General features: G+C 71.8%; 21 protein-coding genes and 1 pseudogene. 12 read left to right on the top strand and 10 right to left on the bottom strand.

The features are described 5' to 3' along the window. The first annotated feature begins 524 nt into the window (after positions 1-524). Positions 525-2,585 carry a galactose-binding domain-containing protein gene (locus tag ACZ4SF_RS27140; protein WP_468389075.1) on the top strand — a complete coding sequence of 687 codons (2,061 nt, stop codon included), beginning with the start codon at positions 525-527 and terminating at the stop codon, positions 2,583-2,585. Positions 2,586-2,794: 209 nt separating this feature from the next. Here ACZ4SF_RS27140 and ACZ4SF_RS27145 read toward each other — a convergent pair whose 3' ends face one another. Together ACZ4SF_RS27145 and ACZ4SF_RS27150 are read right to left on the bottom strand one after the other, a co-directional pair. Further along, complete coding sequence (locus tag ACZ4SF_RS27145) at positions 2,795-3,985, bottom strand: S8 family peptidase (protein WP_468389077.1); 1,191 nt, start codon at positions 3,983-3,985, stop codon at positions 2,795-2,797. A gap of 437 nt (positions 3,986-4,422) precedes the next feature. Next, entirely contained in the window at positions 4,423-5,001 is a 579-nt protein-coding gene (locus ACZ4SF_RS27150) for a TetR/AcrR family transcriptional regulator (RefSeq protein ID WP_468389006.1), read from the bottom strand. Positions 5,002-5,090: 89 nt separating this feature from the next. Between ACZ4SF_RS27150 and ACZ4SF_RS27155 the strand changes: the two genes are divergently transcribed. Together ACZ4SF_RS27155 and ACZ4SF_RS27160 are read left to right on the top strand one after the other, a co-directional pair. Then, complete coding sequence (locus ACZ4SF_RS27155; RefSeq protein WP_468389008.1) at positions 5,091-6,359, top strand: NADH:flavin oxidoreductase/NADH oxidase family protein; 1,269 nt, start codon at positions 5,091-5,093, stop codon at positions 6,357-6,359. A 145-nt stretch (positions 6,360-6,504) separates the two neighbouring features. Then, positions 6,505-7,137, top strand: a pseudogene (locus ACZ4SF_RS27160) (DedA family protein); the annotation flags it as partial. Positions 7,138-7,455: 318 nt separating this feature from the next. Here the strand turns inward: ACZ4SF_RS27160 and ACZ4SF_RS27165 are convergent. Together ACZ4SF_RS27165 and ACZ4SF_RS27170 are read right to left on the bottom strand one after the other, a co-directional pair. Continuing rightward, positions 7,456-7,728, bottom strand: coding sequence for a hypothetical protein (locus ACZ4SF_RS27165; RefSeq protein ID WP_468389009.1), 273 nt, complete (start codon positions 7,726-7,728; stop codon positions 7,456-7,458). A gap of 164 nt (positions 7,729-7,892) precedes the next feature. After that, the gene (locus tag ACZ4SF_RS27170) at positions 7,893-8,357 is read right to left on the bottom strand and encodes a hypothetical protein (RefSeq protein ID WP_468389011.1); all 465 of its coding nucleotides are present in this window, start codon (positions 8,355-8,357) and stop codon (positions 7,893-7,895) included. Between the two features lie 290 nt (positions 8,358-8,647). Between ACZ4SF_RS27170 and ACZ4SF_RS27175 the strand changes: the two genes are divergently transcribed. Both ACZ4SF_RS27175 and ACZ4SF_RS27180 read left to right on the top strand, forming a co-directional pair. Next, positions 8,648-9,010: a DUF779 domain-containing protein gene (locus ACZ4SF_RS27175; RefSeq protein ID WP_468389013.1), complete on the top strand. Its 363-nt coding sequence runs from the start codon at positions 8,648-8,650 to the stop codon at positions 9,008-9,010. A 137-nt stretch (positions 9,011-9,147) separates the two neighbouring features. Beyond that, positions 9,148-10,320, top strand: a complete 1,173-nt coding sequence (locus ACZ4SF_RS27180) for a phosphodiester glycosidase family protein (RefSeq protein ID WP_468389015.1) — start codon at positions 9,148-9,150, stop codon at positions 10,318-10,320. Between the two features lie 16 nt (positions 10,321-10,336). Here ACZ4SF_RS27180 and ACZ4SF_RS27185 read toward each other — a convergent pair whose 3' ends face one another. From ACZ4SF_RS27185 to ACZ4SF_RS27210, 6 genes are all read right to left on the bottom strand, one after another. After that, positions 10,337-10,531, bottom strand: coding sequence for a hypothetical protein (locus ACZ4SF_RS27185; RefSeq protein ID WP_468389017.1), 195 nt, complete (start codon positions 10,529-10,531; stop codon positions 10,337-10,339). A gap of 102 nt (positions 10,532-10,633) precedes the next feature. Continuing rightward, positions 10,634-11,497 carry a phosphatidylinositol-specific phospholipase C/glycerophosphodiester phosphodiesterase family protein gene (locus ACZ4SF_RS27190; protein WP_468389019.1) on the bottom strand — a complete coding sequence of 288 codons (864 nt, stop codon included), beginning with the start codon at positions 11,495-11,497 and terminating at the stop codon, positions 10,634-10,636. 171 nt (positions 11,498-11,668) lie between these two features. Beyond that, positions 11,669-12,745 (bottom strand): acyl-CoA dehydrogenase family protein, encoded by a 1,077-nt coding sequence (locus ACZ4SF_RS27195; RefSeq protein ID WP_468389021.1) that lies wholly within the window; start codon positions 12,743-12,745, stop codon positions 11,669-11,671. Then, positions 12,742-13,923: an acyl-CoA dehydrogenase family protein gene (locus tag ACZ4SF_RS27200; RefSeq protein WP_468389023.1), complete on the bottom strand. Its 1,182-nt coding sequence runs from the start codon at positions 13,921-13,923 to the stop codon at positions 12,742-12,744. Before ACZ4SF_RS27200 ends, ACZ4SF_RS27195 begins: the two co-directional genes overlap by 4 nt. After that, on the bottom strand, positions 13,920-14,891 hold the full coding sequence (locus tag ACZ4SF_RS27205) for an NADPH:quinone oxidoreductase family protein (RefSeq protein WP_468389025.1): 972 nt from the start codon (positions 14,889-14,891) through the stop codon (positions 13,920-13,922). Before ACZ4SF_RS27205 ends, ACZ4SF_RS27200 begins: the two co-directional genes overlap by 4 nt. An 89-nt stretch (positions 14,892-14,980) precedes the next feature. After that, complete coding sequence (locus ACZ4SF_RS27210; protein WP_468389027.1) at positions 14,981-15,556, bottom strand: helix-turn-helix domain-containing protein; 576 nt, start codon at positions 15,554-15,556, stop codon at positions 14,981-14,983. Positions 15,557-16,061: 505 nt separating this feature from the next. Between ACZ4SF_RS27210 and ACZ4SF_RS27215 the strand changes: the two genes are divergently transcribed. From ACZ4SF_RS27215 to ACZ4SF_RS27245, 7 genes are all read left to right on the top strand, one after another. Then, a complete protein-coding gene (locus ACZ4SF_RS27215; protein ID WP_468389029.1) occupies positions 16,062-17,600 on the top strand; it encodes an ATP-dependent DNA ligase in 1,539 nt (512 codons plus the stop codon). Further along, the gene (locus tag ACZ4SF_RS27220) at positions 17,597-18,070 is read left to right on the top strand and encodes an NUDIX hydrolase (RefSeq protein ID WP_468389031.1); all 474 of its coding nucleotides are present in this window, start codon (positions 17,597-17,599) and stop codon (positions 18,068-18,070) included. The genes ACZ4SF_RS27215 and ACZ4SF_RS27220 overlap by 4 nt, the downstream gene beginning before the upstream one ends. A gap of 76 nt (positions 18,071-18,146) precedes the next feature. Beyond that, complete coding sequence (locus ACZ4SF_RS27225; protein WP_468389033.1) at positions 18,147-19,532, top strand: NADP-dependent succinic semialdehyde dehydrogenase; 1,386 nt, start codon at positions 18,147-18,149, stop codon at positions 19,530-19,532. A 25-nt stretch (positions 19,533-19,557) separates the two neighbouring features. Further along, positions 19,558-19,791 (top strand): DUF6213 family protein, encoded by a 234-nt coding sequence (locus ACZ4SF_RS27230; RefSeq protein ID WP_468389035.1) that lies wholly within the window; start codon positions 19,558-19,560, stop codon positions 19,789-19,791. Between the two features lie 247 nt (positions 19,792-20,038). Next, positions 20,039-21,103, top strand: coding sequence for a type III polyketide synthase (locus ACZ4SF_RS27235; protein ID WP_468389037.1), 1,065 nt, complete (start codon positions 20,039-20,041; stop codon positions 21,101-21,103). Continuing rightward, the gene (locus ACZ4SF_RS27240) at positions 21,103-22,317 is read left to right on the top strand and encodes a cytochrome P450 (RefSeq protein ID WP_468389079.1); all 1,215 of its coding nucleotides are present in this window, start codon (positions 21,103-21,105) and stop codon (positions 22,315-22,317) included. The genes ACZ4SF_RS27235 and ACZ4SF_RS27240 overlap by 1 nt, the downstream gene beginning before the upstream one ends. A 7-nt stretch (positions 22,318-22,324) precedes the next feature. Then, the gene (locus ACZ4SF_RS27245) at positions 22,325-22,846 is read left to right on the top strand and encodes a cupin domain-containing protein (RefSeq protein ID WP_468389039.1); all 522 of its coding nucleotides are present in this window, start codon (positions 22,325-22,327) and stop codon (positions 22,844-22,846) included. Positions 22,847-22,858 lie beyond the last annotated feature (12 nt).

A 22,858-nucleotide genomic window follows, 5' to 3' on the forward strand; every position in this document is an offset into this window, starting at 1 on the left:
CCTCACGTTCGAGCCGCTGTCGGGCGCGGTCGTTGATCTACGGTTCTCGCTGCCATCCAGCTTATTACTACCTGCGAGTAATCACGGAGCGGGGCGAGAACGCGGAGCCGCCCTCCATCGCAACGGACCGCGAGAACGGAGCGACGTCGCTCGGAACGGGCCGGAAGCGCGGAGCGACGCTCACGGGAATGGACCGGTGCGCGGGCGACGCATGGGAACGGACCGGAGCGCGGGGCGACCCCACGGGGACGGACCGGGAATCCGAAGCGACCCATGAGAACGGACCGGGAATCCGAAGCGCCCCCCGTCGAGCGCCCCGGGAGCACGCAGCCGCGCCTTTCCGGCGAAGCACCGGGCCGTCATCACGCCGAGCCCGAGTATTGACTCGGAGACCGGCACTGGCGATCCTCATGGCGCACAGTTTGCGTAGACATGACAAATCGGTATGCGCGCGTGTCTCCGGGCCCTGACCTCCTTCTCGGTCGGCCGCGCATCCCGCCGACCGAGGGACGTGGGCCGTGGCCATGACCAGCCACCCGTACCGCCGACGCAAGAACGTCACCGTAGTGTCCCTGCTCCTCCTCGTACTGGCCGCCGTGCTCGGCCCCACCCCGAGTTCGGCGGCCGGAAACGACTGGTGGGTCCCGGGCGCAAGACCCGCACCGGACTCCGGGATCAACGTCACCGGCGAGCCGTTCACGGGCACCGACGCCAAGGGCGAGGTACGCGGGTTCGCCGACGCCCACGACCACCTCTTCTCCAACGAGGCCTTCGGCGGTCGGCTCATCTGCGGCAAGGTCTTCTCCGAGGCCGGGATCGCCGACGCGCTCAAGGACTGTCCCGAGCACTACCCCGACGGCTCGCTGGCCGTCTTCGACTTCATCACCAAGGGCGGTGACGGCAGGCACGACCCGGTCGGCTGGCCCACGTTCAAGGACTGGCCCGCCCACGACTCGCTGACCCACCAGCAGAACTACTACGCCTGGGTGGAACGGGCCTGGCGCGGCGGCCAGCGGGTGCTGGTCAACGACCTCGTCACCAACGGTGTGATCTGCTCGGTGTACTTCTTCAAGGACCGCAGCTGCGACGAGATGACGTCCATCCGGCTGCAGGCGAAGATGTCGTACGACCTGCAGGCCTACATCGACAAGATGTACGGCGGCGCGGGCAAGGGCTGGTTCCGCATCGTCACCGACAGCGCGCAGGCCCGTGAGGTGGTCGAGCAGGGCAAGCTGGCGGTCGTCCTGGGTGTGGAGACCTCGGAGCCCTTCGGCTGCAAGCAGGTCCTGGACATCGCGCAGTGCAGCAAGGAGGACATCGACAAGGGACTCGACGAGCTGTACGCGCTGGGCGTGCGCAGCATGTTCCTGTGCCACAAGTTCGACAACGCGCTGTGCGGAGTGCGCTTCGACTCGGGCGGGCTCGGTACGGCCATCAACGTGGGCCAGTTCCTGTCGACCGGCACCTTCTGGAAGACGGAGAAGTGCACGGGCCCGCAGCACGACAACCCCATCGGCTCCGCAGCGGCACCCGGCGCCGAGGCGAAACTGCCGGCCGGCGTGAGTGTCCCGTCGTACGACTCGGACGCGCAGTGCAACGTGCGCGGGCTCACCGGCCTCGGTGAGTACGCCGTGCGCGGCATGATGAAGCGCAAGATGATGCTGGAGATCGACCACATGAGCGTCAAGGCCGTCGGCCGTGCGCTCGACATCTTCGAGTCCGAGTCCTACCCCGGCGTGATCTCCTCGCACAGCTGGATGGACATGAACTGGACCGACCGGGTGTACGGTCTCGGCGGTTTCATCGCCCAGTACATGAACGGCTCGGAAGGGTTCGTGGCCGAGGCCGGCCGTACGAAGGCGTTGCGGGACAAGTACGGCGTGGGCTACGGCTACGGCACGGACATGAACGGTGTCGGTGGCTGGCCGGGACCCCGGGGCGCGGACGCCCCCGACAAGGTCACGTACCCCTTCCGCAGCGTCGACGGGGGCTCCGTCATCGACCGGGTGACCACCGGGGAACGCACCTGGGACCTGAACACCGACGGAGCCGCGCACTACGGCCTCGTCCCCGACTGGATCGAGGACATCAGGCGGGTCGGCGGCCAGAGCGTGGTGAACGACCTCTTCCGGGGCGCCGAGACCTACCTCGACACCTGGGGAGCGACCGAGCAGCACCAGGCGGGGGTCGACCTCGCCAAGGACGCGCCGGCCACGGCCAGTTCGGCGGAGTGGTGGAACCCGTTCACCAGCTACGCGCCGAGCCGCGCCGTCGACGGCACCCGGGACACCCGCTGGGCCAGCGAGTGGAGCGACGGCCAGTGGCTGCGGATCGACCTGGGCTCGACCCACCGGGTCGGACGGGTCACGCTCGACTGGGAGCGCGCGTACGGGAAGTCGTACGGCATCCAGCTCTCGGCGGACGGCTCGCACTGGCAGACGGCCTGGTCGACCACCACGGGTGACGGCGGGCTCGACACCGCACGGTTCACCGGCACCCCGGCACGCTACGTCCGTGTCACCGGCACGGAGCGTGGCACCAAGTGGGGATACTCGCTGTACGAGGTCGGCGTGCACAGCAGCTGACAAGCAGCACCTGAAAAAGGACCCGGCGGTGCCGCCGTCACGCACGGGCGGCACCGCCGGGCCTCAGGGTCTGGTGGACCCACTCGTTCACCTTCAGCAGTTCACTTCGGGTCCCGGTGAACCCACTCGGTGACCTTGAGCAGCTCGCTTCAGGTCCTGGTGGACCCACCCGGTCACCTTCAGCAGCTCGCTTCAGGATCCTGGTGGACCTACTCGGTCACCTTCAGCAGCTTGTTGGCCGTTCCGCTGCTGGGGTTGGTGATCTTGTCGCTGGTGGCACCACCGGTCAGCGCCGTGGCCACCTGGGCGGGCGTGGCGTCCGGGTGTCCGGCCAGGTAGACGGCGGCGGCTCCTGTGACGTGGGGGGTGGCCATGGAGGTACCGGAGATCGTCTTGGTGCCCTGGTCGCTGTCGTTCCAGTCGGAGGTGATGTCCGAACCCGGCGCGTACAGGTCGACGACCTTGCCGAAGTTGGAGAAGTCCGACTGGGCGTCGTCCTTGGTGCTGGAGGCGACCGTGATGGCCTCGGGGACCCGGGCCGGCGAACCCTGCCCCGCGTCCGCGGACTCGTTGCCGGCGGCGACCGCGAAGGTGACGCCCGAGGCGATGGCCTTCTTCACCGCCTCGTCGAGCGCCGGGTCCGCGCCTCCGCCGAGGCTCATGTTGGCCACCGAGGGGCCCTGGTGATTCTTGGTCACCCAGTCGATGCCGGCGACGACCTGCTCGGTGGTCCCGGAACCGTTGTCGTCGAGAACTCTCACCGCGACGATCTTGGCCTTCTTGGCCACACCGTGGGCGGTACCGGCGATGGTGCCCGCCACATGGGTGCCGTGGCCGTTGCCGTCGTCGGCCTTGTCGTCGTTGTCGACGGCGTCGAACCCGTAGCCCGCGCGGCCTTCGAAGTCCTTGTGGCTGATGCGTACGCCGGTGTCGATGACGTACGCGGTCACCCCTTCCCCGGCCTTGTCCGGGTAGGTGTACTTGCCGTCGCCGGCCGCGTCCTTCTGGTCGATGCGGTCCAGGCCCCAGGACGGCGGCTTGTCCTGGGTGGCATTGATGTGGAACTTCTTGTTCTGGACGACCGTGGCCACCGCGGGGTCGGCCGCGAGGCGCTTGGCCTCCGTCTCGGTGAGGCTGTCGGCCGAGAAGCCGTTGACCGCCGAGCCGTAGGTGCGGCTGAGTTTGCCGCCGTACTCGGTGGCCAGCTCCTTCTTCTCGGATCCGGAGGTCTTCTGGTCCAGGAGCACGATGTAGCTGCCGGCCACGGCTCCTTCCGCGTTCAGGCCGTAGACCGTGCCCTCGGCAGGCTGTCCGGCCTGTGCGACGGGGGACACGTACAAGCCGGTACCGATGACGGTGGCGGCGGCCGCGATCGCGGTGACGGTCTTGGCCTTGCCCATGCGTTTGTGATGCGCCGACAAGAGGGGTCTCCTCGTGGAGTGGGGGGATTTGCGTTCGGGCGGCAGCGCTGCGCGTGCTCTGGAGCGTGCCGACTTGTCGCGAACAGATCAACCCCCTGACGAGGCGCCGAGGCCTCGCCCATGATCGATCTCCACAGGATTCACGCACCTTCGAAGCAACCCGAGTGCAAACGTGCAGCCCCTCACGCTGGTTGAATCGCCAAGGAAGAAACACGAATTAACCGTGCCGCTTTCTTCACCGTCTGGTCACGTGCGGCGCGGTGGAACGTGTCCTCGTGCGGTGGCCGCGGGGTCGCGCGCGAGACACAGAGGGCCTGCGGGGGCTTTCCGGGATGCACGCCAGGCAGGCGGTGAGAGACGGAAGCCCTGTCGGTGACAACCGCCCGCCGCCCAGGGCCGCTTCAGGGGTCCGGGCCTCACGGCCCCACGGCGAACAGCGCACGGACGGCGGCGCCGACCCGGTCGGCCACCACGTCGGGTGCGGAGGCGTCGAGCTTGCCGTCGAGATGCAGGAAGGCCAGGCCGTGGACCAAGGCCCACACCGCGGTCGACAGCGCTTCCGGATCGGCGCCGGGGAAGGCACGGCGGACGAGGCCGGCGACGTATTCCGAGACGGCGGCAGTGGCTTCCGCCCGTTCGCCGCTGTCCAGATCACAGGGCTCCGCGAACATGACGCGGAACAGTGCCGGGCGGTCGAGCGCGAAGCGGACGTAGGTGACGCCCACCGCAGCGAGGTCATCGGGCGTCGCGGGCGAGGGATGGGCCGCGGCCAGGTGCTCGGCGAGCTCCCGGTAGCCCTCCGCGGCGACCGCGGAGACCAACGCGTCACGGTCCGCGTAGTGGCGGTAGGGAGCAGTCGCCGACACACCGGCCCGCCGCGCCACGGCCCGCAGCGACAGGCCGGCGCTGCCGTCCTCCTCGAGCAGTTCCCGCGCCGCGCGCAGGCAGGCGGTGCGCAGATCACCGTGATGGTACGAGGCACTCGCTTGTGGCATGGTTCACCCTCCGTAATGTTTACACCGCTCACATCGTCGCCTTAATGTGAGCGGTGCATACATTCTAGGAGATCACAAGGAGAGCCCGGATGTCCGGCGAACTTTTCTCACCACTGCCCCTGCGCTCCGGGACGGTGCTGCAGAACCGGGTGGCGAAGGCGGCCATGGAGGAGAACATGGCCGAGTACGGCCAACTCCCCGGCCGGCACCTGACGGCGCTGTACCGCCGCTGGGCCACCGGCGGCTCCGGACTGCTGATCACCGGCAACGTCATGGTCCACGCCGAGGCACTGACCGGCCCCGGCGGCGTGGTACTCGACGACGCCTCGCCGCTGGAGCCGTTCACCGACTGGGCCGCAGCCGGCAAGGCCGGTGGGGCGGCGATGTGGATGCAGATCAACCACCCCGGACGCCAGGTCCACGCCAACATGCCCGGCGTCGTGTGGGCCCCCTCCGCTGTCGGTGTCGACCTGGGCCGGCACAGCAGCCGCTTCGGTCGCCCCGTCGCCATGACCCCGAAGCAGATCGAGGCCACCGTGGAACGGTTCGCCGTCACGGCCGCACGCGCCGAACAGGCGGGGTTCGACGGCGTCGAGGTGCACGCCGCGCACGGCTACCTGCTGTCCCAGTTCCTGTCCCCGCTGGTCAACCGGCGCACCGACGCATGGGGCGGGCCGCTGGAGAACCGGGCCCGGATGCTCCTGGACGTCGTCCGCGCCGTCCGCGCCGCTGTCTCACCGTCCTTCGCGGTCGCCGTGAAACTCAACTCCGCCGACTTCCAGCGCGGCGGATTCGACGCCGACGACGCCCGACAGGTGATCGAGATGCTCGCACCGCTCGGCGTCGACCTGGTCGAACTGTCCGGCGGCAGCTACGAGAGTCCCGCGATGTCCGGCCGCCCCGCCGATGCCCGCACCCACGCCCGTGAGGTCTACTTCCTGGAACTGGCGACGGACCTGGTCAGGACCAGCCCGCTCCCGTTGATGCTCACGGGCGGTATCACCCGGCGCGACACCGCGGAGCGGGTCCTCGCCAGTGGCGTGGCGCTGATCGGGATGGGCACGGCCCTCGCCGTCACCCCGGACCTGCCCGACCGCTGGCGCAGCGGCCACGAAGCCGACCGTCGGCTGCGGCCGGTGAGCTGGTCCGACAAGACCCTGGCTGCCGCCGCCGGCATGGCACAGGTCCGCCACCAGCTGCGCCGCCTCGCCCGGGGGACCGACCCGGCGCCCGGCACCCACCCGGCCCGCGCCCTGCTCTCGGAGCAACGCCTGCAGCGACGAGCCCTGCGCCGGTACCGCGCCTGGCTGCCCGAGCCGGCCACGGACAGCTCCGCGGTGCTCAGCCGACAGAGGTGAGGCGCGGGAACGCCGACGGTCTCGCCACGCAAGTGCGAGTGCCCGAGTGCCGCAGGCGCGCGCGGCGCGAACACCGCGCACAGGTGTGCCGGGCAGGCGATCCTGGTGAGCAGACACGTCAGCCAGACGCCAGGAGGCGTGGCCGGTGATCGCCGTCAACCCGATGGACAGCGCCTCGGTGCTGGCCGCCTTCGGTGCACTGGGCGTTCTGCTGGTGATCTTCGCCGAGTCGGGCCTGCTGGTCGTCGGCTTCTTCCTGCCCGGGGACACGCTGCTGTTCCCGGCCGGTGTGCTGTGTGCGGGCAGCGCACAGCAGCCGCCGCGACTGGCGCTGTGGCAGGTGCTGCTGTGCGCCGCCGTCGGGGCCGTGGCGGGCGGGCAGGTGGGGTTCCTGATCGGGCGGCACGGCGGCAGGGCACTGCTCGCACGCACGTCCAGCACGCGACTGAAGGACGCGGCGACGCGGGCCGAGCAGTTGCTGGCGCGCTACGGCTACCGCAAGGCGCTGGTGATCGGGCGGTTCGTGCCGCTGCTGCGGTCGGTACTGCATCCGGTGGCGGGTGCGCTGGGGGTGCCCACGCGGACCTTCACGCTGTGGCAGGCCGTGGCCGGTGTGCTGTGGTCGCAGACGCTGGTCCTGGCCGGATACACCCTCGGCGCCTCCGTCCCGCACATCGACGACTACCTGCTGCCGCTGGTCGCCCTCGTCGTCGTCCTCTCCCTGCTCCCGCTGCTGCCTGAGGCCCGCCGCACCCGACGAAACCGGCGGGACGGGCAGGACGGGCAGGACGGGCAGGACGGGCAGCACGAGAAGGACCGGCAAGACCAGCAAGACGGGAAGGGCCAGCAACGCGGGGAGGACCGGCAAGACGGGAAGGACCGGCAACGCGGGAAGGGCCAGCAGGACGGGAAGGACCGGCAACGCGGGAAGGGCCAGCAGGACGGGAAGGACCGACAGGACCGGCAAGCCGGGAAAGACCAGCAACGCGGGAAGGACCGGCAGGACGGGAAGGACCGGCGGGACGGGCAAGGCGGGAAGGACCGGCGGGACGGGCCTGGACCGGCGTGAATCCTCGCGCTGATCCCGCCGCGGCCGTCACACCCCGGCCGCCCGGTGCATGACCCGCCCCGGCACCACCGTGAGCACCAGCCGCTGCGCGGCCAGGCCGGTGTCCGGCACCGCCGGCGGGCCGTCGGCCGGCACCGTGAGGCCGGCACCGTGAGTTCGGCACCGTGAGGTCGGCACCGTGAGGTCGGCACCGTGAGGTCGGCACCGTGAGGTCGGCACCGTGAGGTCGGCACGGTGGCCGACGGCGAGCCGGCCCGCGTGTCGCTCCTCACCCGCGGACCGGGCGGCGTCGACGGTCATGCCCTGGAGCGCCTGCAGTCCGGCGCGGCCTGTCCGGAGCCGTTCGGCGGCGGGGAGAGAGCGGCGGGGCGGCGGTGCCGGGCGCCTGCCATGACCTGCAGCGGCGGCTTCGGCGCGCCGGGCCGGTCGGAGCCGGGACCACCCCTGCACCGGTCCCCGACAGGTCACGGCAGCGGAGGGCCCGCCCGGCCCGCTCCTCGCTCGTCCAGCTCGCCTATCACCGCCTGCACGTGAGCCGGTTCGCCCGACCGGCCGCCGGCACAGCGCCAGGACGGGCGTCCGGCGTCCTGCGCCACATGCATCCCGAGCCCGTGCACGGTGCAGACCGGCCAGACCTGCCACAGGCATTCCATGACCGTCTCCTGGGCGGCTTCGGCGACGGTGAGCAGGGCCTCGTCCGCGGAGGCGACCGGCCACAGGGGATTGCCGTGCGCGTCGCCGTTCGCGAGGGCGACGAAGACCTGCCCGGCCTCGCCCTCCTGGTCGGCCGGGTACGCGATGAGGCACAGCGGACGCTGCTCGGGCAGTGTGGCCGCCAGGTCCCGGTTGACCACGGCCAGCGCCTCCTCCCACAGCGGGAGTTCGCCGGCGGGCACGAAATGCGGCTGGGGGAAGGGCGAAGAGTGCATGACCCGATTGTCCCCGGCGGGCTCACCGCCGTGCGGGCGGCCCCCGGCCGGCACGGGCCCGCAGCACCCCAGCCGGCACCGGTCCGCAGCACCCCGGCCTGCACAGGCCGCAGCACCCCGGCCAGCACAGGCCGCAGCACCCCAGCCGACACGTGCCGCAGCACCCCAGCCGGCGCAGGCCGCAGTGCCCCGGTCCCCGTCCCGGCGGGCCAACGACGCCTGCTGGACGGCTCCGTGACCACCCGTGAGACTGGGTCGGGTCCGACGCCCCCGCTTCCCAGGACGGTGCCATGGAAGAGCAAGTGCCCCGCGTCGAACTCACCCCGCAGGCGGCCGAGCTGGTGCGCAGGCTGCGTGCCGAGCACGGTCCGCTGATGTTCCACCAGTCCGGCGGCTGCTGCGACGGCAGCGCCCCCATGTGCTACCCGGACGGCGAGTTCCGCACCGGCGGCTCGGACGTGCTGCTGGCGGAGCTGGCCGTGGAGGGCGTCGAGGAGCCCGTCACCTTCTGGATGTCGCGCGGCCAGTACGAGGCATGGAGCCACACCCGGCTCATCGTGGACGTCGTACCGGGCCGGGGCAGCGGCTTCTCGCTGGAGGCACCCGAGGGGGTGCGTTTTCTCACTCGTTCTCGCGTCGTCGACGCCCAGTAGTCCCGCCGGCCGCCTGTGTCTGGTGCACTCCCTTGTAGACAGGGGCAGTTGACGAGACATCAGGAGGCACGGTGGCGAGACGTCGCAGGCGTTCGGCAGCGGGCAGAGCGGTTCTCACAGTTGTCACGGCGTTCGGTGTGCTGGCCGGTGCGGCCCTGGTGGGTGCGGCACCGGCCGCTGCCGCACCGACGGGCCGGCGGATCGCGCCGGGCGTCACCTACCGGCAGTTCGACATCGACGCCGCCGCGGGCACGGCCCGCGCCCATCTGCTCACGATCGATCTGGCCGATCCGCATGTCCGGGTGGATCTGCTGTACCCGGGCGCGGTGGCGGTCCGGGCGACCGTCTCCCGGCTGGCCGACTCGGCAGGGGCGGTCGCGGGGGTCAACGGTGACTTCTTCAACATCACCGAGACGCAGCACCCGGGCGTGGAGGCCACCGGCGCGGCCGTCGGACCGGCTGTCGCGGCCGGGCAGGTGCTCAAGGCGGCGGTGCCGGACGGCCAGCGGTTCGGGCCGTCGCTGCCCCCGGGGACGAGCACGCAGGACGTCTTCGGCGTGGGCACGGACCGGCGGGCCCGGCTGGACCGCATGACCCTCGTCGGCACGGTCGGCACGCCCGGGGGCCGGCTGCCGCTCAAGGGCCTCAACCAGTACGCCGTCCCGGTGAACTCCGTCGGCGCGTTCACCGCGTCGTGGGGCAGCGCCTCACGGATGCGGGCCGTCTGCGGCACCGACACCCAGCGGTCGGCGCCGTGCAGCACCGACACCTACGAGGTGAAGGTGCAGGGCGGCCGGGTGGTGTCCGTGTCCGATGCCCCGGGCAGCGGCGCGATCCCGGCCGGCACAACGGTCCTGGTCGGCCGTGAGGAGGGCGCGCAGCAACTGCGCAAGCTGTCGGTCGGTGACGCGGTGGACGTCCCGCACAGCCTCGTGGCGGCCTCATCCGGGGTGCCGTACACGTTCGTGATCGGCGGCTTCCCGATCCTGCGCGACGGCACTGCGTTGTCCGGCCTGGACGACAGCACCTCGGCGGTGCGCACGGCCGCCGGTTTCAAGGGCGGCGGGCAGCAGCTGCTGCTCCTGGCGCTGGACGGGGGTGTGGACTACCGGACCGGGCTGACCGTCGCGGAGGAGGCGGACACCATGGAGTCGCTGGGTGCCTCCGCCGCCTTCAATCTGGACGGCGGCGGCTCGACGGAGCTGGTCGCCCGCGAGGAGGACGACGACGCCGTGTCGGTCCGCAATCACCCGAGCGGCGGCGCCGAACGCCCGGTGCCGAACGGCATCGGCGTCTTCTCCACCGCCTGATCCGCCCCGTGCGGCCTCAGGGCCGCAGGCTGCTCACCAGGTCGGCGGTCGCGTTGAGCCCGCTGTGAATGGTGGGCGCCATGCTCGTGCAGGCCAGATAGAAACCGAGCATCGTGCAGACCAGGGCATGGGAGATCTTCAGCGAGCAGTTGCGTACGAAGATCACGGCAAGGACCAGGAGCAGCAGCACCACAGAGATGGAAATGGCCATCGGGAACCTCCTCCGCCACGCCCCGTGTGCGGCGTTCGGCCGCAAGTGTGGCGTAGCGGAGGGATTGTCCGGGCGGCTGACGTGTCCTCCGATCGTGTGGTGTTACTCGGAGGGGTGGGCGTCGAGGAACGCCTCCAGGCCGGCGAGGTCGTCGGTGTTGAGGTAGTCGACGCCCGCCGCGAGCAGTTCCGTCCACAGTGCGTCCCGGGCCGGGCCCGCGGTGTCGGGGGTGGCCCAGAACCGGATCTGCCGCCCGCGCGCGTGGGCGGCGCCGGTGATGCTGCGCAGCTTCTGCCGTTCGGCGTCCGGGAACGTCCCCTCGCCCGTCCAGGTGAAGTTCTGCGTCCAGTTGTCGCTGACGAGCGGGATGAAGGAGGCCGGGGCGGTGCCGCCGAGGTCGCCGAGCCGGCCGTCGTAGAAGGCGCGGCGCTCGGTCTGGGCGGTCATGGGGGTACGGGCCGCCCGGTCGCCGGAGATGACGGCGGTGACCGGTCCGGGGTGGACGCGGTCGTGCGCGAACCGTGTGAACAGGTGCGGGTAGCGGCGCAGCCGGCGGTCGAGTTCGAGGTAGGTCGAGGAGCCCTCGGTCTTGATGTCGATGAGGAGCTGGAGCGGCCGGCGCCATCCGCGGTGGACGGAGCCGTGGCCGGCCTTCACCCGGGCGGACAGCGGGTCGAGGTAGAGGGATTCGAGAGTGCGGGCCGGGTCCAGCTCGGAGGCGTCGTGTCCGATGAGGAGCTGGTCGCCGACGAGGAAGACGTCGGCCTCGACGCTGCCGAACCGGTGGTCGAGGGCGTCGAACAGGGGCCGCGGGTGCTCGTAGTCGTTGTGGGCATGGGCGCGCCACAGCGGACACGCCGCGCGGTGGCCGCCGGCCGCCCGGGCCGTTGACACGGGCAGGACGACCGCGCCGGCGAGGGCGGCGCCGAGGGCGCTGAGGGCTCTGCGGCGGGTGGTGAGGGCCATGCACTGCCTCCCTTGAGTACCGGATGGGACCGGGGAGAGTATGCGTGCGCTTCCCGCCCAAGGGACGGAGCACGCAAGGGAGTTGGCTGGAGTGCCGCCCTCTGTTCACGTCGCCGGCCCGGGCGCACGGAAAAGCCCGCCCCGGGTGGGGCGGGCCTCACGGGGCGCGGGTCAGGGTGCCTGGAGGTCGACCAGTTGGGCCAGGGCCTCACGGTGGGCGCCCCCGGTACCGTAGGCGATCGAGTCGGCCTTGGCCCGCTTCAGGTACAGGTGGACGGGGTGTTCCCAGGTCATGCCGATCCCGCCGTGCAGTTGCAGCGCCTCCTCGGTGGCGCGTACGGCGACGGAGGCGGCGTACGCCTGGGCGACGGCCACCGAGATGTCGATGTCCTCGCCGGTGGACAGGGCGTCGGCGGCGGCGCGGGCGGCGGCCCGGAGGTTGACCACCTCAAGCCACAGCTGGGCGAGCCGGTGCTTGAGCGCCTGGAAGCCGCCGACCGGCCGGTTGAACTGCTTGCGCTCCTTGAGGTAGCGGACCGTCTCGGTCAACGCCCATTCAGCCACGCCCAGTTGCTCGGAGGCGAGCAGCCCGGCGGCGGCACGCAGCGCCCGTCGTACGGCGGGTTCGGCGTCGCCCAGCCGGCGGCCGCCGCGCACTCCGTCGAGGGTGACGCGCGCCAGCGGCCGGGTGAGGTCCAGGGACGTCTGCGGGGTGATCGTCGCGGCGGCGGCGTCGACCGCGTACAGGCCGCCGTCGTCCGCGGGCACCAGCAGCAGGTCGGCGACGGCCGCGTCGGCGACGCCGGACAACTCACCGTGCAGGGAACCGCCGGCGACCCGTACGGTCGCGAAGGCGGCGCCGGGGGCGGTGTGCAGCCCCACCGCGAGCGCGCCGACCATCGTCCCGGAGGCCAGCTGCGCGAGCAGGTCGTCGGCCCCGCACTCCAGCAGCGCCTCCGTGGCGACGACGGCGCTCGTCAGATAGGGCACGGGGGCGACCGCCCGCCCCAGTTCCTCGAGGACGACGGCGGCCTCCCGGTGGGTGGCGCCCTGGCCGTCCAGCTCCTCCGGAACGAGCAGGCCGCCGAGGCCCATCTCGCCGGTCAGCGTCTTCCACAGCGAGATGTCGTGCGGCGCGTCCGACTCGGCGCGGGAGATCACCGCGGCCGGGTCGCAGCGGTCGGCCAGCAGGCCCCGTACCGCCGACCGCAGCGCCTCTTCCTCCTCGGAATACAGCAGATCCGTCATCGGGCGAGGTCCTTCCAGGCGACGTCCTTGTCGGTGCGCGGCTCGGCGGGCAGGCCCAGGACGCGCTCGGCGACGATGTTCAGCAGGACCTCACTGGTCCCGCCCTCGATGCTGTTGCCCTTGGAACGCAGGTAGCGGTAGCCGGCGTCCCGGCCGGTGAAGTCGACGAGTTCGGGCCGGCGCATGCTCCAGTCGTCGTACAACAGGCCCTCCTCGCCGCGGAGTTCGACCTCAAGGCCGCTGATCTCCTGGTTCAGGCGGGCGAAGGCGAGCTTCATGCCGGCGCCCTCGGGGCCGGGCTGGCCGACCACGAGCTGCTGGCGCAGGCGCTCGGCGGTGAGGCGGGAGACCTCGGCCTCGACCCACAGCTCGAGCAGCCGCTGGTGCAGGTCGTGGGTGCGCAGTTCGGGGCGTTCGCGCCAGGTCTTCGCGACCGGGCCGATCATGCCGCCCTCGCGGGGCAGGGCCATGCCGCCGATGGCGACGCGTTCGTTGTTGAGCGTGGTCTGGGCGACCCGCCAGCCGTCGCCGACCTCGCCGAGGCGGCGTGTGTCGGGGATGCGGACGTCGGTGAGGAAGACCTCGTTGAACTCGGCCTCGCCGGTGATCTGGCGCAGTGGCCGGACCTCGACGCCCGGGTCGGTCATGTCGCACACGAAGTAGGTGATGCCCGCGTGCTTGGGCACGGCCGGGTCGGTGCGTGCGATGAGGATGGCCCAGCGGGCGAGGTGGGCGCTGGACGTCCACACCTTCTGTCCGTTGACCACCCAGCCGTCGCCCTCGCGGACGGCCCGGGTGCCGAGCGCGGCCAGGTCGGAGCCGGCGCCGGGCTCGCTGAACAGCTGGCACCAGACCTCCTCGCCGGTCCACAGGGGCCGCAGGAAGCGCCGCTTCTGCTCCTCGGTGCCGTACTTGAGGATCGTCGGCGCGGCCATGCCGAGGCCGATGCCGATGCGCCTCGGGTCGTTGTCGGGGGCGCCGGCGGCCTCCAGTCCGGCGTCCACGACGCCCTGCAGGGAACGCGGGGCGCCGAGCCCGCCGAGGCCCTCGGGGTAGTGCACCCAGGCCAGGCCGGCGTCGAAGCGGGCCCGGAGGAAGTCCAGGCGGTCGGTGCTCGCGGGCGGATGCTGCGCGAGCAGCTCCCGGGTGCGGCGGCGCAGTTCGTCGGCGTCGGTCATGCGGCGGCTCCGTTCTCGAGCAGGACGGCGACCCGGCCGGTGGTCACCCCGTCGGCGACCCGCTGCACGGCTCCCGCCGCCTCGGCGAGCGGCACCCGCTCGCTCACCAGCGGCTTGATCGCGCCCTGGGCGGCCAGTTCGGTCAGCTGCTCGTGGCAGTGCTGGACCAGCTTCGGGTTCTTTGTGTTGTACAGGCCCCAGTGCAGGCCGAGGATCGCGTAGTTCTTCACCAGGGCGTGGTTGAGGGCCGGGCTCGGGATGCTGCCGCTGGCGAAGCCGACGACGACGATGCGGCCCTCGAAGGCGACCAGCTTCGCGGACTGCGCGTACGCCTCGCCGCCGACCGGGTCGTAGATCACGTCGGCGCCCCGGCCGCCGGTGGCCTCCTTCACGGCCGCGACGACGTCCTCGCTGCGCCGGTCGACGACCACGTCACAGCCCAGCTCCCTGGCGACGGCGGCCTTGTCGGCGCCACCGACCACGCCGATCACGGTGGCCCCGGCCGCCTTGCCGAGCTGCACAGCCGCGCTGCCGACACCTCCGGCGGCGGCGTGCACGAGCAGGGTCTCGCCGGCTTCCAGGTGAGCACGGCGGTGCAGGCCGAACCAGCCCGTCTGGTAGCCGATGTGCAGCGCGGCGGCCTCGGCGTCGTCCAGGGACTCGGGCGCGGGCAGCAGGGCGCGGGCGTCGGCGAGGGCGTACTCGGCGAAACCGCCGTACGGCAGCGCGGGGTTGGCGATCACCCGGCGGCCGTCCTCGGTCTCGCCGCAGATCTCCACGCCCGGCGTGAACGGCAACGGCGGACGCACCTGGTACTGGCCCCGGCACAGCAGCGCGTCCGGGAAGTTGATGTTGGCGGCACGCACCCGAAGCAGCACTTGGCCGTCACCGGGTGTGGGCCGCTCCACCTCCGCCAGACGCATCACCTCGCCCGGCTCGCCGTTCTCGTGCACTTGCCATGCCTGCATGCGGTGCCTCCACGGGGGACTGCTTCGTCTGACCGGGTCCGATCGCATACTAAGCGGTCGCTTGCCGATCAGGGAACAGTCCTCCGCGGTCACTTCCGAGACGACGGCCGCGCCCGTACGTGCATCCGCTCCCCCTGTGGCCCGAACAGGCTGAGGAATTCCACCGGCCCTTCCCCCGTCGACCCGAACCAGTGCGGCACGCGTGTGTCGAACTCGGCCGCCTCCCCCGCCGACAGCACCACGTCGTGCTGCCCGAGCACGAGCCGCAGCCGCCCGGCGAGCACGTACAGCCACTCGTAGCCCTCGTGGGTGCGAGGGTCCGGCTCGGCCGCCCGCTGCGGCTCGACCACCTTGTAGGCCTGGAGCCCGCCGGGCTGCCTGGTCAGCGGATACATCGTCCGCCCGTGCCGCACGATCGGCTTGGCGCGCACCCGGGGGTCGCCGACCGGCGGGGCGCCGACCAGTTCGTCCAGCGGGACCTGGTGGGCCCGGGCGATGGGCAGCAGCAGCTCAAGGCTGGGCCTGCGCAGGCCGGACTCCAGCCGGGAGAGCGTGCTGACGGAGATGCCGGTGGACTCGGAAAGCGCCGCCAGGGTCACCTCCCGCTCCTTCCGGATCCGCCGCAGCCGCGGGCCCACCTCGGCGAGAACGTCGTCAGTACTCATGGGCGTATTGCAGATTCGGCAAAGCGGTTTGTCAATGCTGCGGCGAGTGGACCACCGTCGGCGACGGAGGTGATCCCGCTGGAGGTGATCACGCCGGTCGAGGTCCCGGGGCCGGCCGAGCGGCTCGGCCGGGACGTGGTCCACTGCCCTACTGCCACTGCCTGGTCCACTGCCCTACTGCCACGGCCGCGGTCCACTGCCCCCACTGCCACGGCCGCGGTCCACTGCCCCTACTGCCACGGCCGCGGTCCACTGCCCCCACTGCCACGGCCGTGGTCCGCTGCCCCTAGTGCCACGGCTGGGAGGGCGCGATCCGGCGACCGGGGTGCCCGCGGCCTCCCCGCCGAGCGTGCACCAGACCAGGGGGCGGGCCGGCCGACCTCGGCAGAAGCGCCCGCCAGGGGCGCGGGGAACTGCGCGATCGCCCACGACGCACCCGCGCATCCCGACGCACCCGCAGCCGGGCAACGGCGCATCCGGCGGAGCGTTGGTGCACCATGACTGCATGCTGCTGACCCGGCTGGCCGAGGTGTCCCGGGAGGTCGCCGCGACGGCGGCCCGGTCCCGGAAGACCGCGCTGCTCGCGGAGCTGTTCCGGGACGCGGAGGCGGACGACGTGCCGATCGTCATCCCGTACCTGGCCGGGCGGCTGCCCCAGGGCCGGCTCGGGGTCGGCTGGAAGGTGCTCGGCCGCCGGGTGCCGCCCGCCGCCGAGCCCACGCTCACGGTCGCCGACGTCGACGCCCGCCTCACCGAGCTGGGCAAGGTGTCCGGACCGGGCTCCCAGGCGGAGCGGGCCCGGATCGTCGGCGAGCTGATGGGCGCGGCCACCGAGGAGGAGCAGCGCTTCCTGCTCGGCCTGCTCACCGGCGAGGTCCGGCAGGGCGCCCTGGACGCGGTCGCGGTGGAGGGGCTGGCCCAGGCGACCGGCGCGGGCCCGGCGGACGTACGGCGGGCCGTGATGCTCGCGGGCTCGCTGCAGACGGTGGCCCAGGCGCTGCTCGGCGAGGGCCCCGGGGCGCTGGAGCGGTTCCGGCTGACCGTCGGCCGTCCGGTGCTGCCGATGCTCGCGCACAGCGCGTCCTCGGTCGCCGAGGCGGTCGAGAAGCTGGGCGCGTGCGCGGTGGAGGAGAAGCTGGACGGCATCCGCGTCCAGGTGCACCGGGACGGCGACACGGTGCGGATCCACACCCGGACCCTGGACGACATCACCGACCGGCTGCCCGAAGTGACGGCGGCCGCGCTGGAGTTGCGGGGCGAGCGGTTCATCCTGGACGGCGAGGTGATCTCGTTCGACCCGGCGGGCCGGCCCCGGTCCTTCCAGGAGACGGCGGGCCGGGTCGGTTCCCGGACGGACGTGGCGAAGGCCGCCGGACAGACCCCGGTCTCCCCCGTCTTCTTCGACGCCCTGTCCGTCGACGGCCGCGACCTGCTCGACCTGCCCTTCGCCGAGCGGCACGCGGAGCTGGCCCGGCTGGTGCCGGAGCCGATGCGAGTGCGCCGCACGGTGGCCTCGGGGCCGGAGGACATCCCGGAAGCGGAACGATTCCTCGCCGACACCCTGGCCCGGGGCCACGAGGGTGTGGTGGTGAAGGCACTGGACTCGCCGTACAGCGCGGGCCGGCGCGGTGCCTCGTGGCTGAAGGTCAAGCCCGTGCACACGCTCGACCTGGTGGTGCTGGCCGCCGAGTGGGGCCACGGCCGCCGCACCGGCAGGCTCTCCAACCTCCACCTGGGCGCCCGCAACCCGGACGGCACCTTCGCGATGCTCGGCAAGACCTTCAAGGGCATGACGGATGCGATGCTCGCCTGGCAGACGGAGAAGCTCCAGGAGCTGGCGGTCGAGGACAACGGCTGGGGGGTCCGGGTGCGTCCCGAACTCGTCGTGGAGATCGCCTACGACGGCCTCCAGCGCTCCACCCGCTATCCGGCCGGCGTCACCCTCCGATTCGCCCGGGTGGTCCGCTACCGCGAGGACAAGCGCCCCGAGGAGGCCGATACGGTGGAGGCCCTGCTGGCGGCCCACCCGGAGGTCAAGCCGTGACGGTACGGACGACGAAGCGCAGCGCGGGACTGCTGCTGTTCCGGCACACCGATGAAGGGCTGGAGGTGTTGCTCGGCCACATGGGCGGTCCCTTCTTCGCGAAGAAGGAGGCGGGAGCCTGGACGGTGCCGAAGGGCGAGTACGAACCCGGGGAGCCGGCCTGGGAGGCGGCCCGCCGGGAGTTCCAGGAGGAGCTGGGGCTGGCGCCGCCCGACGGGGAGGCCGTACCGCTGGGCGAGGTGGTGCAGAGCAACGGCAAGATCGTCACGGCATGGGCGGTGGAGGCGGATCTCGACCCGGCGTCGATCAATCCGGGGACCTTCACCATGGAGTGGCCGCCGAGGTCCGGCCGGATGCAGGAGTTCCCGGAGCTGGACCGGGTGGCGTGGCTCGGTCTGGACCCGGCCCGTGCGGTGATCGTCACGGCCCAGGCGGCGTTTCTCGACCGGCTGGCGGAGCACTCGGGCTGAACGAGGGTCTGTCGCGTTGCGTCTTGCCGGGCCGCGCGCGAAGGTCGAGACAAGCCCGCTCCCAGGGAGGCCAGCCATGCCCATCGCAACGGTGAACCCGGCGAACGGCGAGACGCTCAAGACCTACGAGCCCATGGGCGAGGAGGAGCTGGAACGCCGGCTCCAGCTCGCCGAGGCCACGTTCCGCACGTACCGGGCGACCACGTTCGCCGACCGCGCCCGGCTGCTGGACAAGGCCGCCGATCTGCTGGACGAGGACCAGCAGGAGATCGGCCGGGTCATGACCACCGAGATGGGCAAGCCGGTCAAGCAGGCCCGCGCCGAGGCCGCGAAGTGCGCCAAGGCGATGCGCTGGTACGCCGCGAACGCCGAGCGGCTGCTGGCCGAGGAGGAGCCCGCCGAGTCCGACGTACGCGACTCCGGCGCGTCCCGGGTGCGGGTCCGCTACCGCCCGCTCGGCCCGGTCCTCGCGGTGATGCCCTGGAACTTCCCCCTCTGGCAGGTGGTCCGGTTCGCCGCGCCCGCGCTGATGGCGGGCAACGTGGGCCTGCTCAAGCACGCCAGCAACGTCCCGCAGACGGCCCTGTACCTGGAGGACCTGTTCCACCGGGCGGGCTTCCGGGAGGGCTGTTTCCAGACACTGCTGATCGGCTCGGGCGCGGTGGACGACGTCCTGCGCGACGAGCGCGTCAAGGCGGCCACCCTGACCGGCAGCGAGCCCGCGGGCCGGGCGGTCGCCTCCACCTCCGGGGAGATGATCAAGAAGACGGTGCTGGAGCTGGGCGGCAGCGACCCCTACGTCGTCATGCCCTCCGCCGACCTCGACCGCGCGGCGGCGATCGCGGTGACCGCGCGGGTGCAGAACAACGGCCAGTCCTGCATCGCCGCCAAGCGGTTCATCGTGCACACCGACGTCTACGACGCCTTCGCCGAGAAGTTCGTCGCGGGCATGGAGGCCCTCAGGATCGGCGACCCGCTGGAGGAGGACACCGAGATCGGACCGCTCTCCAGCGAGCAGGGACGCAGCGACCTGGAGGAACTGGTCGACGACGCGAAGCGCAGCGGTGCGCAGGTGCTGTGCGGCGGGCAGCGGCCGGACGGTCCCGGCTGGTACTACCCGCCGACCGTGCTCGCCGGCATCACCCGGGAGATGCGTATCCACCGCGAGGAGGCGTTCGGGCCGGTCGCCACGCTGTACCGGGCCGGCGACCTGGACGAGGCGGTCCTGATCGCCAACGACTCCCCGTTCGGACTGAGTTCGAACGTCTGGACACGGGACGAGGACGAGGTCGAGCGGTTCGCGCGGGACCTGGAGGCCGGCGCCGTCTACGTCAACGGAATGACCGCCTCGCACCCGGCGTTCCCGTTCGGGGGTGTGAAGCGCTCGGGGTACGGGCGTGAGCTGTCCGGGCACGGTATCCGGGAGTTCTGCAACATCACCACGGTTTGGCAGGGTGCGTGAGCGCTGCGGGGCTACCATCCCATTTGTGAACCGCGAAGTGACCCTGCCTCTGATCGTCGACGACCGCGGCGCCCTGCAGGTCGCTGCGGCCGACGTGAGTAAGTTGCTGCGGACCGTCGGCGCGCGGTGGCTGCATCTTGTCGAGGACGAGGAACAGGGGCTCGACGAGGACACGGTCGCCGCCCTGACCATCGAGCTGGCCAAGCTGGCGGATCGCATCGACGTGGCCTGTATCGCGCACAGCAGCGGAGCGCCGTAACGCACCGTCGGGCCGGGCCACGGCGTCCCGCGCCCTCTCCCCGCGGCCCTCACAGCACGGGACGCATTTTCCCTCGTCCGGCCGCACGAATCGCCCTTCGGGCCCGATCCCGGGGTCCCCGGTTCGGAGTAGTCCAACGGGAGATCAGCGTCCTCCCGGGTGACGGTGGGTGTAGCACCCAAAGAGGTGAACCACCTACTGGCCGGTGGGCGCACGCCCGCCGGAAACCGGAAAGCAGGGACGGTTCATGGCGACTTTGTGCAGGCCCTCGGTGTCGGTCCCGGAACACGTGATCACGATGGAGGACACGCTGGAGCTGGCGCGCTCCCGCCACGCCGACCACCCTCAACTGGCACTCGCGCTGCGACTGATCGAGAACACGGGCGTGAAGACCCGGCACATCGTGCAGCCCATCGAGGAGACCCTCAAGCACCCGGGCTTCGAGGAGCGCAACAAGCTCTACGAGGCCGAGGCGAAAGCCCGCGTCCCCGCGGTGATCCAGCGGGCCCTGGACGACGCCGAGCTGCTCACCAGCGACATCGACGTGATCATCTATGTGTCGTGCACGGGCTTCATGATGCCCTCGCTCACCGCGTGGCTGATCAACGAGATGGACTTCGACAGCACCACCCGTCAGCTCCCGATCGCCCAGCTCGGCTGCGCGGCCGGCGGTGCGGCGATCAACCGGGCCCACGACTTCTGCGAGGCCTACCCGAACGCCAACGCGCTGATCGTGGCCTGCGAGTTCTGCTCGCTGTGCTACCAGCCCACCGACCTCGGCGTCGGCTCGCTGCTCTCCAACGGCTTGTTCGGTGACGGCGTCGCCGCAGCGGTGGTGCGCGGCAGCGGCGGCACCGGCGTCCGGCTGGAGCGCAACGGCTCGTACCTGATCCCGAAGACCGAGGACTGGATCGCCTACGACGTCCGGGCGACCGGCTTCCACTTCCTGCTCGACAAGCGCGTGCCGACGACGATGGAGCCGCTCGCGCCGGCGCTGAAGGACCTGGCGGGCACGCACGGCTGGGACGCGTCCGACCTGGACTTCTACATCATCCATGCGGGCGGGCCCCGAATACTCGACGACCTGAGCAAGTTCCTGGAGGTCGACCCGCACGCCTTCCGGTTCAGCCGGGCCACGCTGACCGAGTACGGCAACATCGCGAGCGCGGTCGTCCTGGACGCGCTGCGCCGGCTGTTCGAAGAGGGCGGCCCCGAGGACCGGGCCCGTGGTCTGCTCGCCGGGTTCGGCCCCGGCATCACCGCCGAGATGACGGTGGGCCGCTGGGTCGACACGGACGGGGCGCCCCGGTGATCGGGGAGCCGACGCTCGTCGAGACCCTTCCCCCGGTCCGGCACTGGCCCGGGCTCGACCTCACCGGCACGGACTTCGACCCGGTGCTGGCCGAGCTGATGGCCGAGGGCCCGGTCACCCGCATCCAGCTGCCCCACGGGGAGGGCTGGGCCTGGCTGGTCACCCGGTACGACGACGTGCGGACGGTGACCAACGACCCCCGCTTCAGCCGTGAGGCGGTGATGGACAAGTCGGTCACCCGGCTCGCCCCGCACTTCATCCCCGACCGGGATGCGGTCGGCTTCCTGGACCCGCCCGACCACACCCGTCTGCGCCGCTCCGTGGCCTGCGCCCTCACCGCGAAGGGCGTGGAGCGGGTGCGCGCGAGGGCCCGCGGGATGCTGGACGAGCTGGTCGACGGCCTGTTGCAGGGCGGCCCGCCCGCCGACCTCACGGCGACGGTGCTCAGCCCGTTCCCCATCGCGGTCATCTGCGAGCTGATGGGTGTCCCGGCGGGCGACCGGCACAGCATGCACCACTGGACCCAGCTGATCCTCTCCGCCGCGCACGGCAAGGAGGTCAGCGAGAAGGCCAAGCGTGAGATGGCGGCGTACTTCTCCGACCTGATCGGGTTGCGCGAGAACAGCGCCGGTGAGGACGTCACCTCACTGCTGGGTGCCGCGGTGGGCCGCGGCGAGGTCACCCTGGACGAGGCCGTCGGTCTCGCCGTCCTCCTGCAGATCGGCGGCGAGGCGGTCACCAACAACAGCGGGCAGATGTTCTACCTGCTGCTGACCCGCCCCGCACTGGTGGCGCGGCTGCGCGCCGAACCGGGGATTCGCCGGCAGGCCATCGACGAACTGCTGCGGTACATCCCGCACCGGAACGCGGTCGGTCTGTCGCGGGTCGCCCTGGAGGACGTGGACATCGGCGGGGTGCGCATCCGCGCCGGAGACCCCGTCTACGTCTCCTATCTGGCCGCCAACCGCGACCCCGAGGTCTTCCCCGACCCGGACACCCTCGATTTCTCCCGCACCCCCAACCCGCACGTGGCGTTCGGCTTCGGCCCGCACTACTGCCCCGGCGGCATGCTGGCCCGGCTGGAGGAGGAACTTCTGATGGACGCCGTGCTGGACCGGGTGCCGGGCCTGAGACTGGCCGTGCCACCGGATCAGGTCGCCTTCAGGAAGGGCGCGTTGATCCGGGGCCCCGAGGCCCTGCCCGTGATCTGGTGAGCTGCCCATGACAGAGAGCGAAGGACTGTACGTGCCGCCGGGCCACGGCCGCGTCGTGGAGACGCCGGCCCAGCGGGTGACGTTCAAGGTCACCGGAACGCACTCCCGCATGGCCTCGACCTTCGAGGTGGAGGTCCCGCCCGGCTTCGACGTGGGCGCCCATGTGCACACGCGCAGCGAGGAGTTGTTCTACATCCTCGAAGGCGAGCTGGACGTGCTCGCCTTCGAGCCACGCGTCCGCACCCCCGACACCTGGCAGAAGTGGGAGTCGCGTTCGGGCAGCCGGGTGGTCCGCGCGACACCGGGGACGGTCGTCGTCGTACCGCCCGGCTGTCCCCACGCCTTCGCCAACCCCACGGACACCCCGGCGAGGATGTTCTTCCAGGCCGCTCCCCCGCCGGACCACGAGCGCTACTTCGAGGAGCTGCTGGAGATCCTGGGGAACGGGGGGCCTCCGGACCAGGAGGCCATCGAGGCCCTGCGGGCGAAGTACGACATCGAGCAGCTCACGCCCTTGAAGCACCGCTGACCGCTGCGACCC

This window comes from Streptomyces sp. NPDC027663 (assembly GCF_055566415.1).

Coding starts and splice junctions, on each gene's coding strand:
- ACZ4SF_RS27140 (WP_468389075.1), top strand. CDS start 525: ATGACCAGCCACCCGTACCGCCGACGCAAGAACGTCACCGTAGTGTCC.
- ACZ4SF_RS27145 (WP_468389077.1), bottom strand. CDS start 3,985: ATGGGCAAGGCCAAGACCGTCACCGCGATCGCGGCCGCCGCCACCGTC.
- ACZ4SF_RS27150 (WP_468389006.1), bottom strand. CDS start 5,001: ATGCCACAAGCGAGTGCCTCGTACCATCACGGTGATCTGCGCACCGCC.
- ACZ4SF_RS27155 (WP_468389008.1), top strand. CDS start 5,091: ATGTCCGGCGAACTTTTCTCACCACTGCCCCTGCGCTCCGGGACGGTG.
- ACZ4SF_RS27165 (WP_468389009.1), bottom strand. CDS start 7,728: ATGACCGTCGACGCCGCCCGGTCCGCGGGTGAGGAGCGACACGCGGGC.
- ACZ4SF_RS27170 (WP_468389011.1), bottom strand. CDS start 8,357: ATGCACTCTTCGCCCTTCCCCCAGCCGCATTTCGTGCCCGCCGGCGAA.
- ACZ4SF_RS27175 (WP_468389013.1), top strand. CDS start 8,648: ATGGAAGAGCAAGTGCCCCGCGTCGAACTCACCCCGCAGGCGGCCGAG.
- ACZ4SF_RS27185 (WP_468389017.1), bottom strand. CDS start 10,531: ATGGCCATTTCCATCTCTGTGGTGCTGCTGCTCCTGGTCCTTGCCGTG.
- ACZ4SF_RS27190 (WP_468389019.1), bottom strand. CDS start 11,497: ATGGCCCTCACCACCCGCCGCAGAGCCCTCAGCGCCCTCGGCGCCGCC.
- ACZ4SF_RS27195 (WP_468389021.1), bottom strand. CDS start 12,745: ATGACGGATCTGCTGTATTCCGAGGAGGAAGAGGCGCTGCGGTCGGCG.
- ACZ4SF_RS27200 (WP_468389023.1), bottom strand. CDS start 13,923: ATGACCGACGCCGACGAACTGCGCCGCCGCACCCGGGAGCTGCTCGCG.
- ACZ4SF_RS27205 (WP_468389025.1), bottom strand. CDS start 14,891: ATGCAGGCATGGCAAGTGCACGAGAACGGCGAGCCGGGCGAGGTGATG.
- ACZ4SF_RS27210 (WP_468389027.1), bottom strand. CDS start 15,556: ATGAGTACTGACGACGTTCTCGCCGAGGTGGGCCCGCGGCTGCGGCGG.
- ACZ4SF_RS27215 (WP_468389029.1), top strand. CDS start 16,062: ATGCTGCTGACCCGGCTGGCCGAGGTGTCCCGGGAGGTCGCCGCGACG.
- ACZ4SF_RS27225 (WP_468389033.1), top strand. CDS start 18,147: ATGCCCATCGCAACGGTGAACCCGGCGAACGGCGAGACGCTCAAGACC.
- ACZ4SF_RS27235 (WP_468389037.1), top strand. CDS start 20,039: ATGGCGACTTTGTGCAGGCCCTCGGTGTCGGTCCCGGAACACGTGATC.
- ACZ4SF_RS27245 (WP_468389039.1), top strand. CDS start 22,325: ATGACAGAGAGCGAAGGACTGTACGTGCCGCCGGGCCACGGCCGCGTC.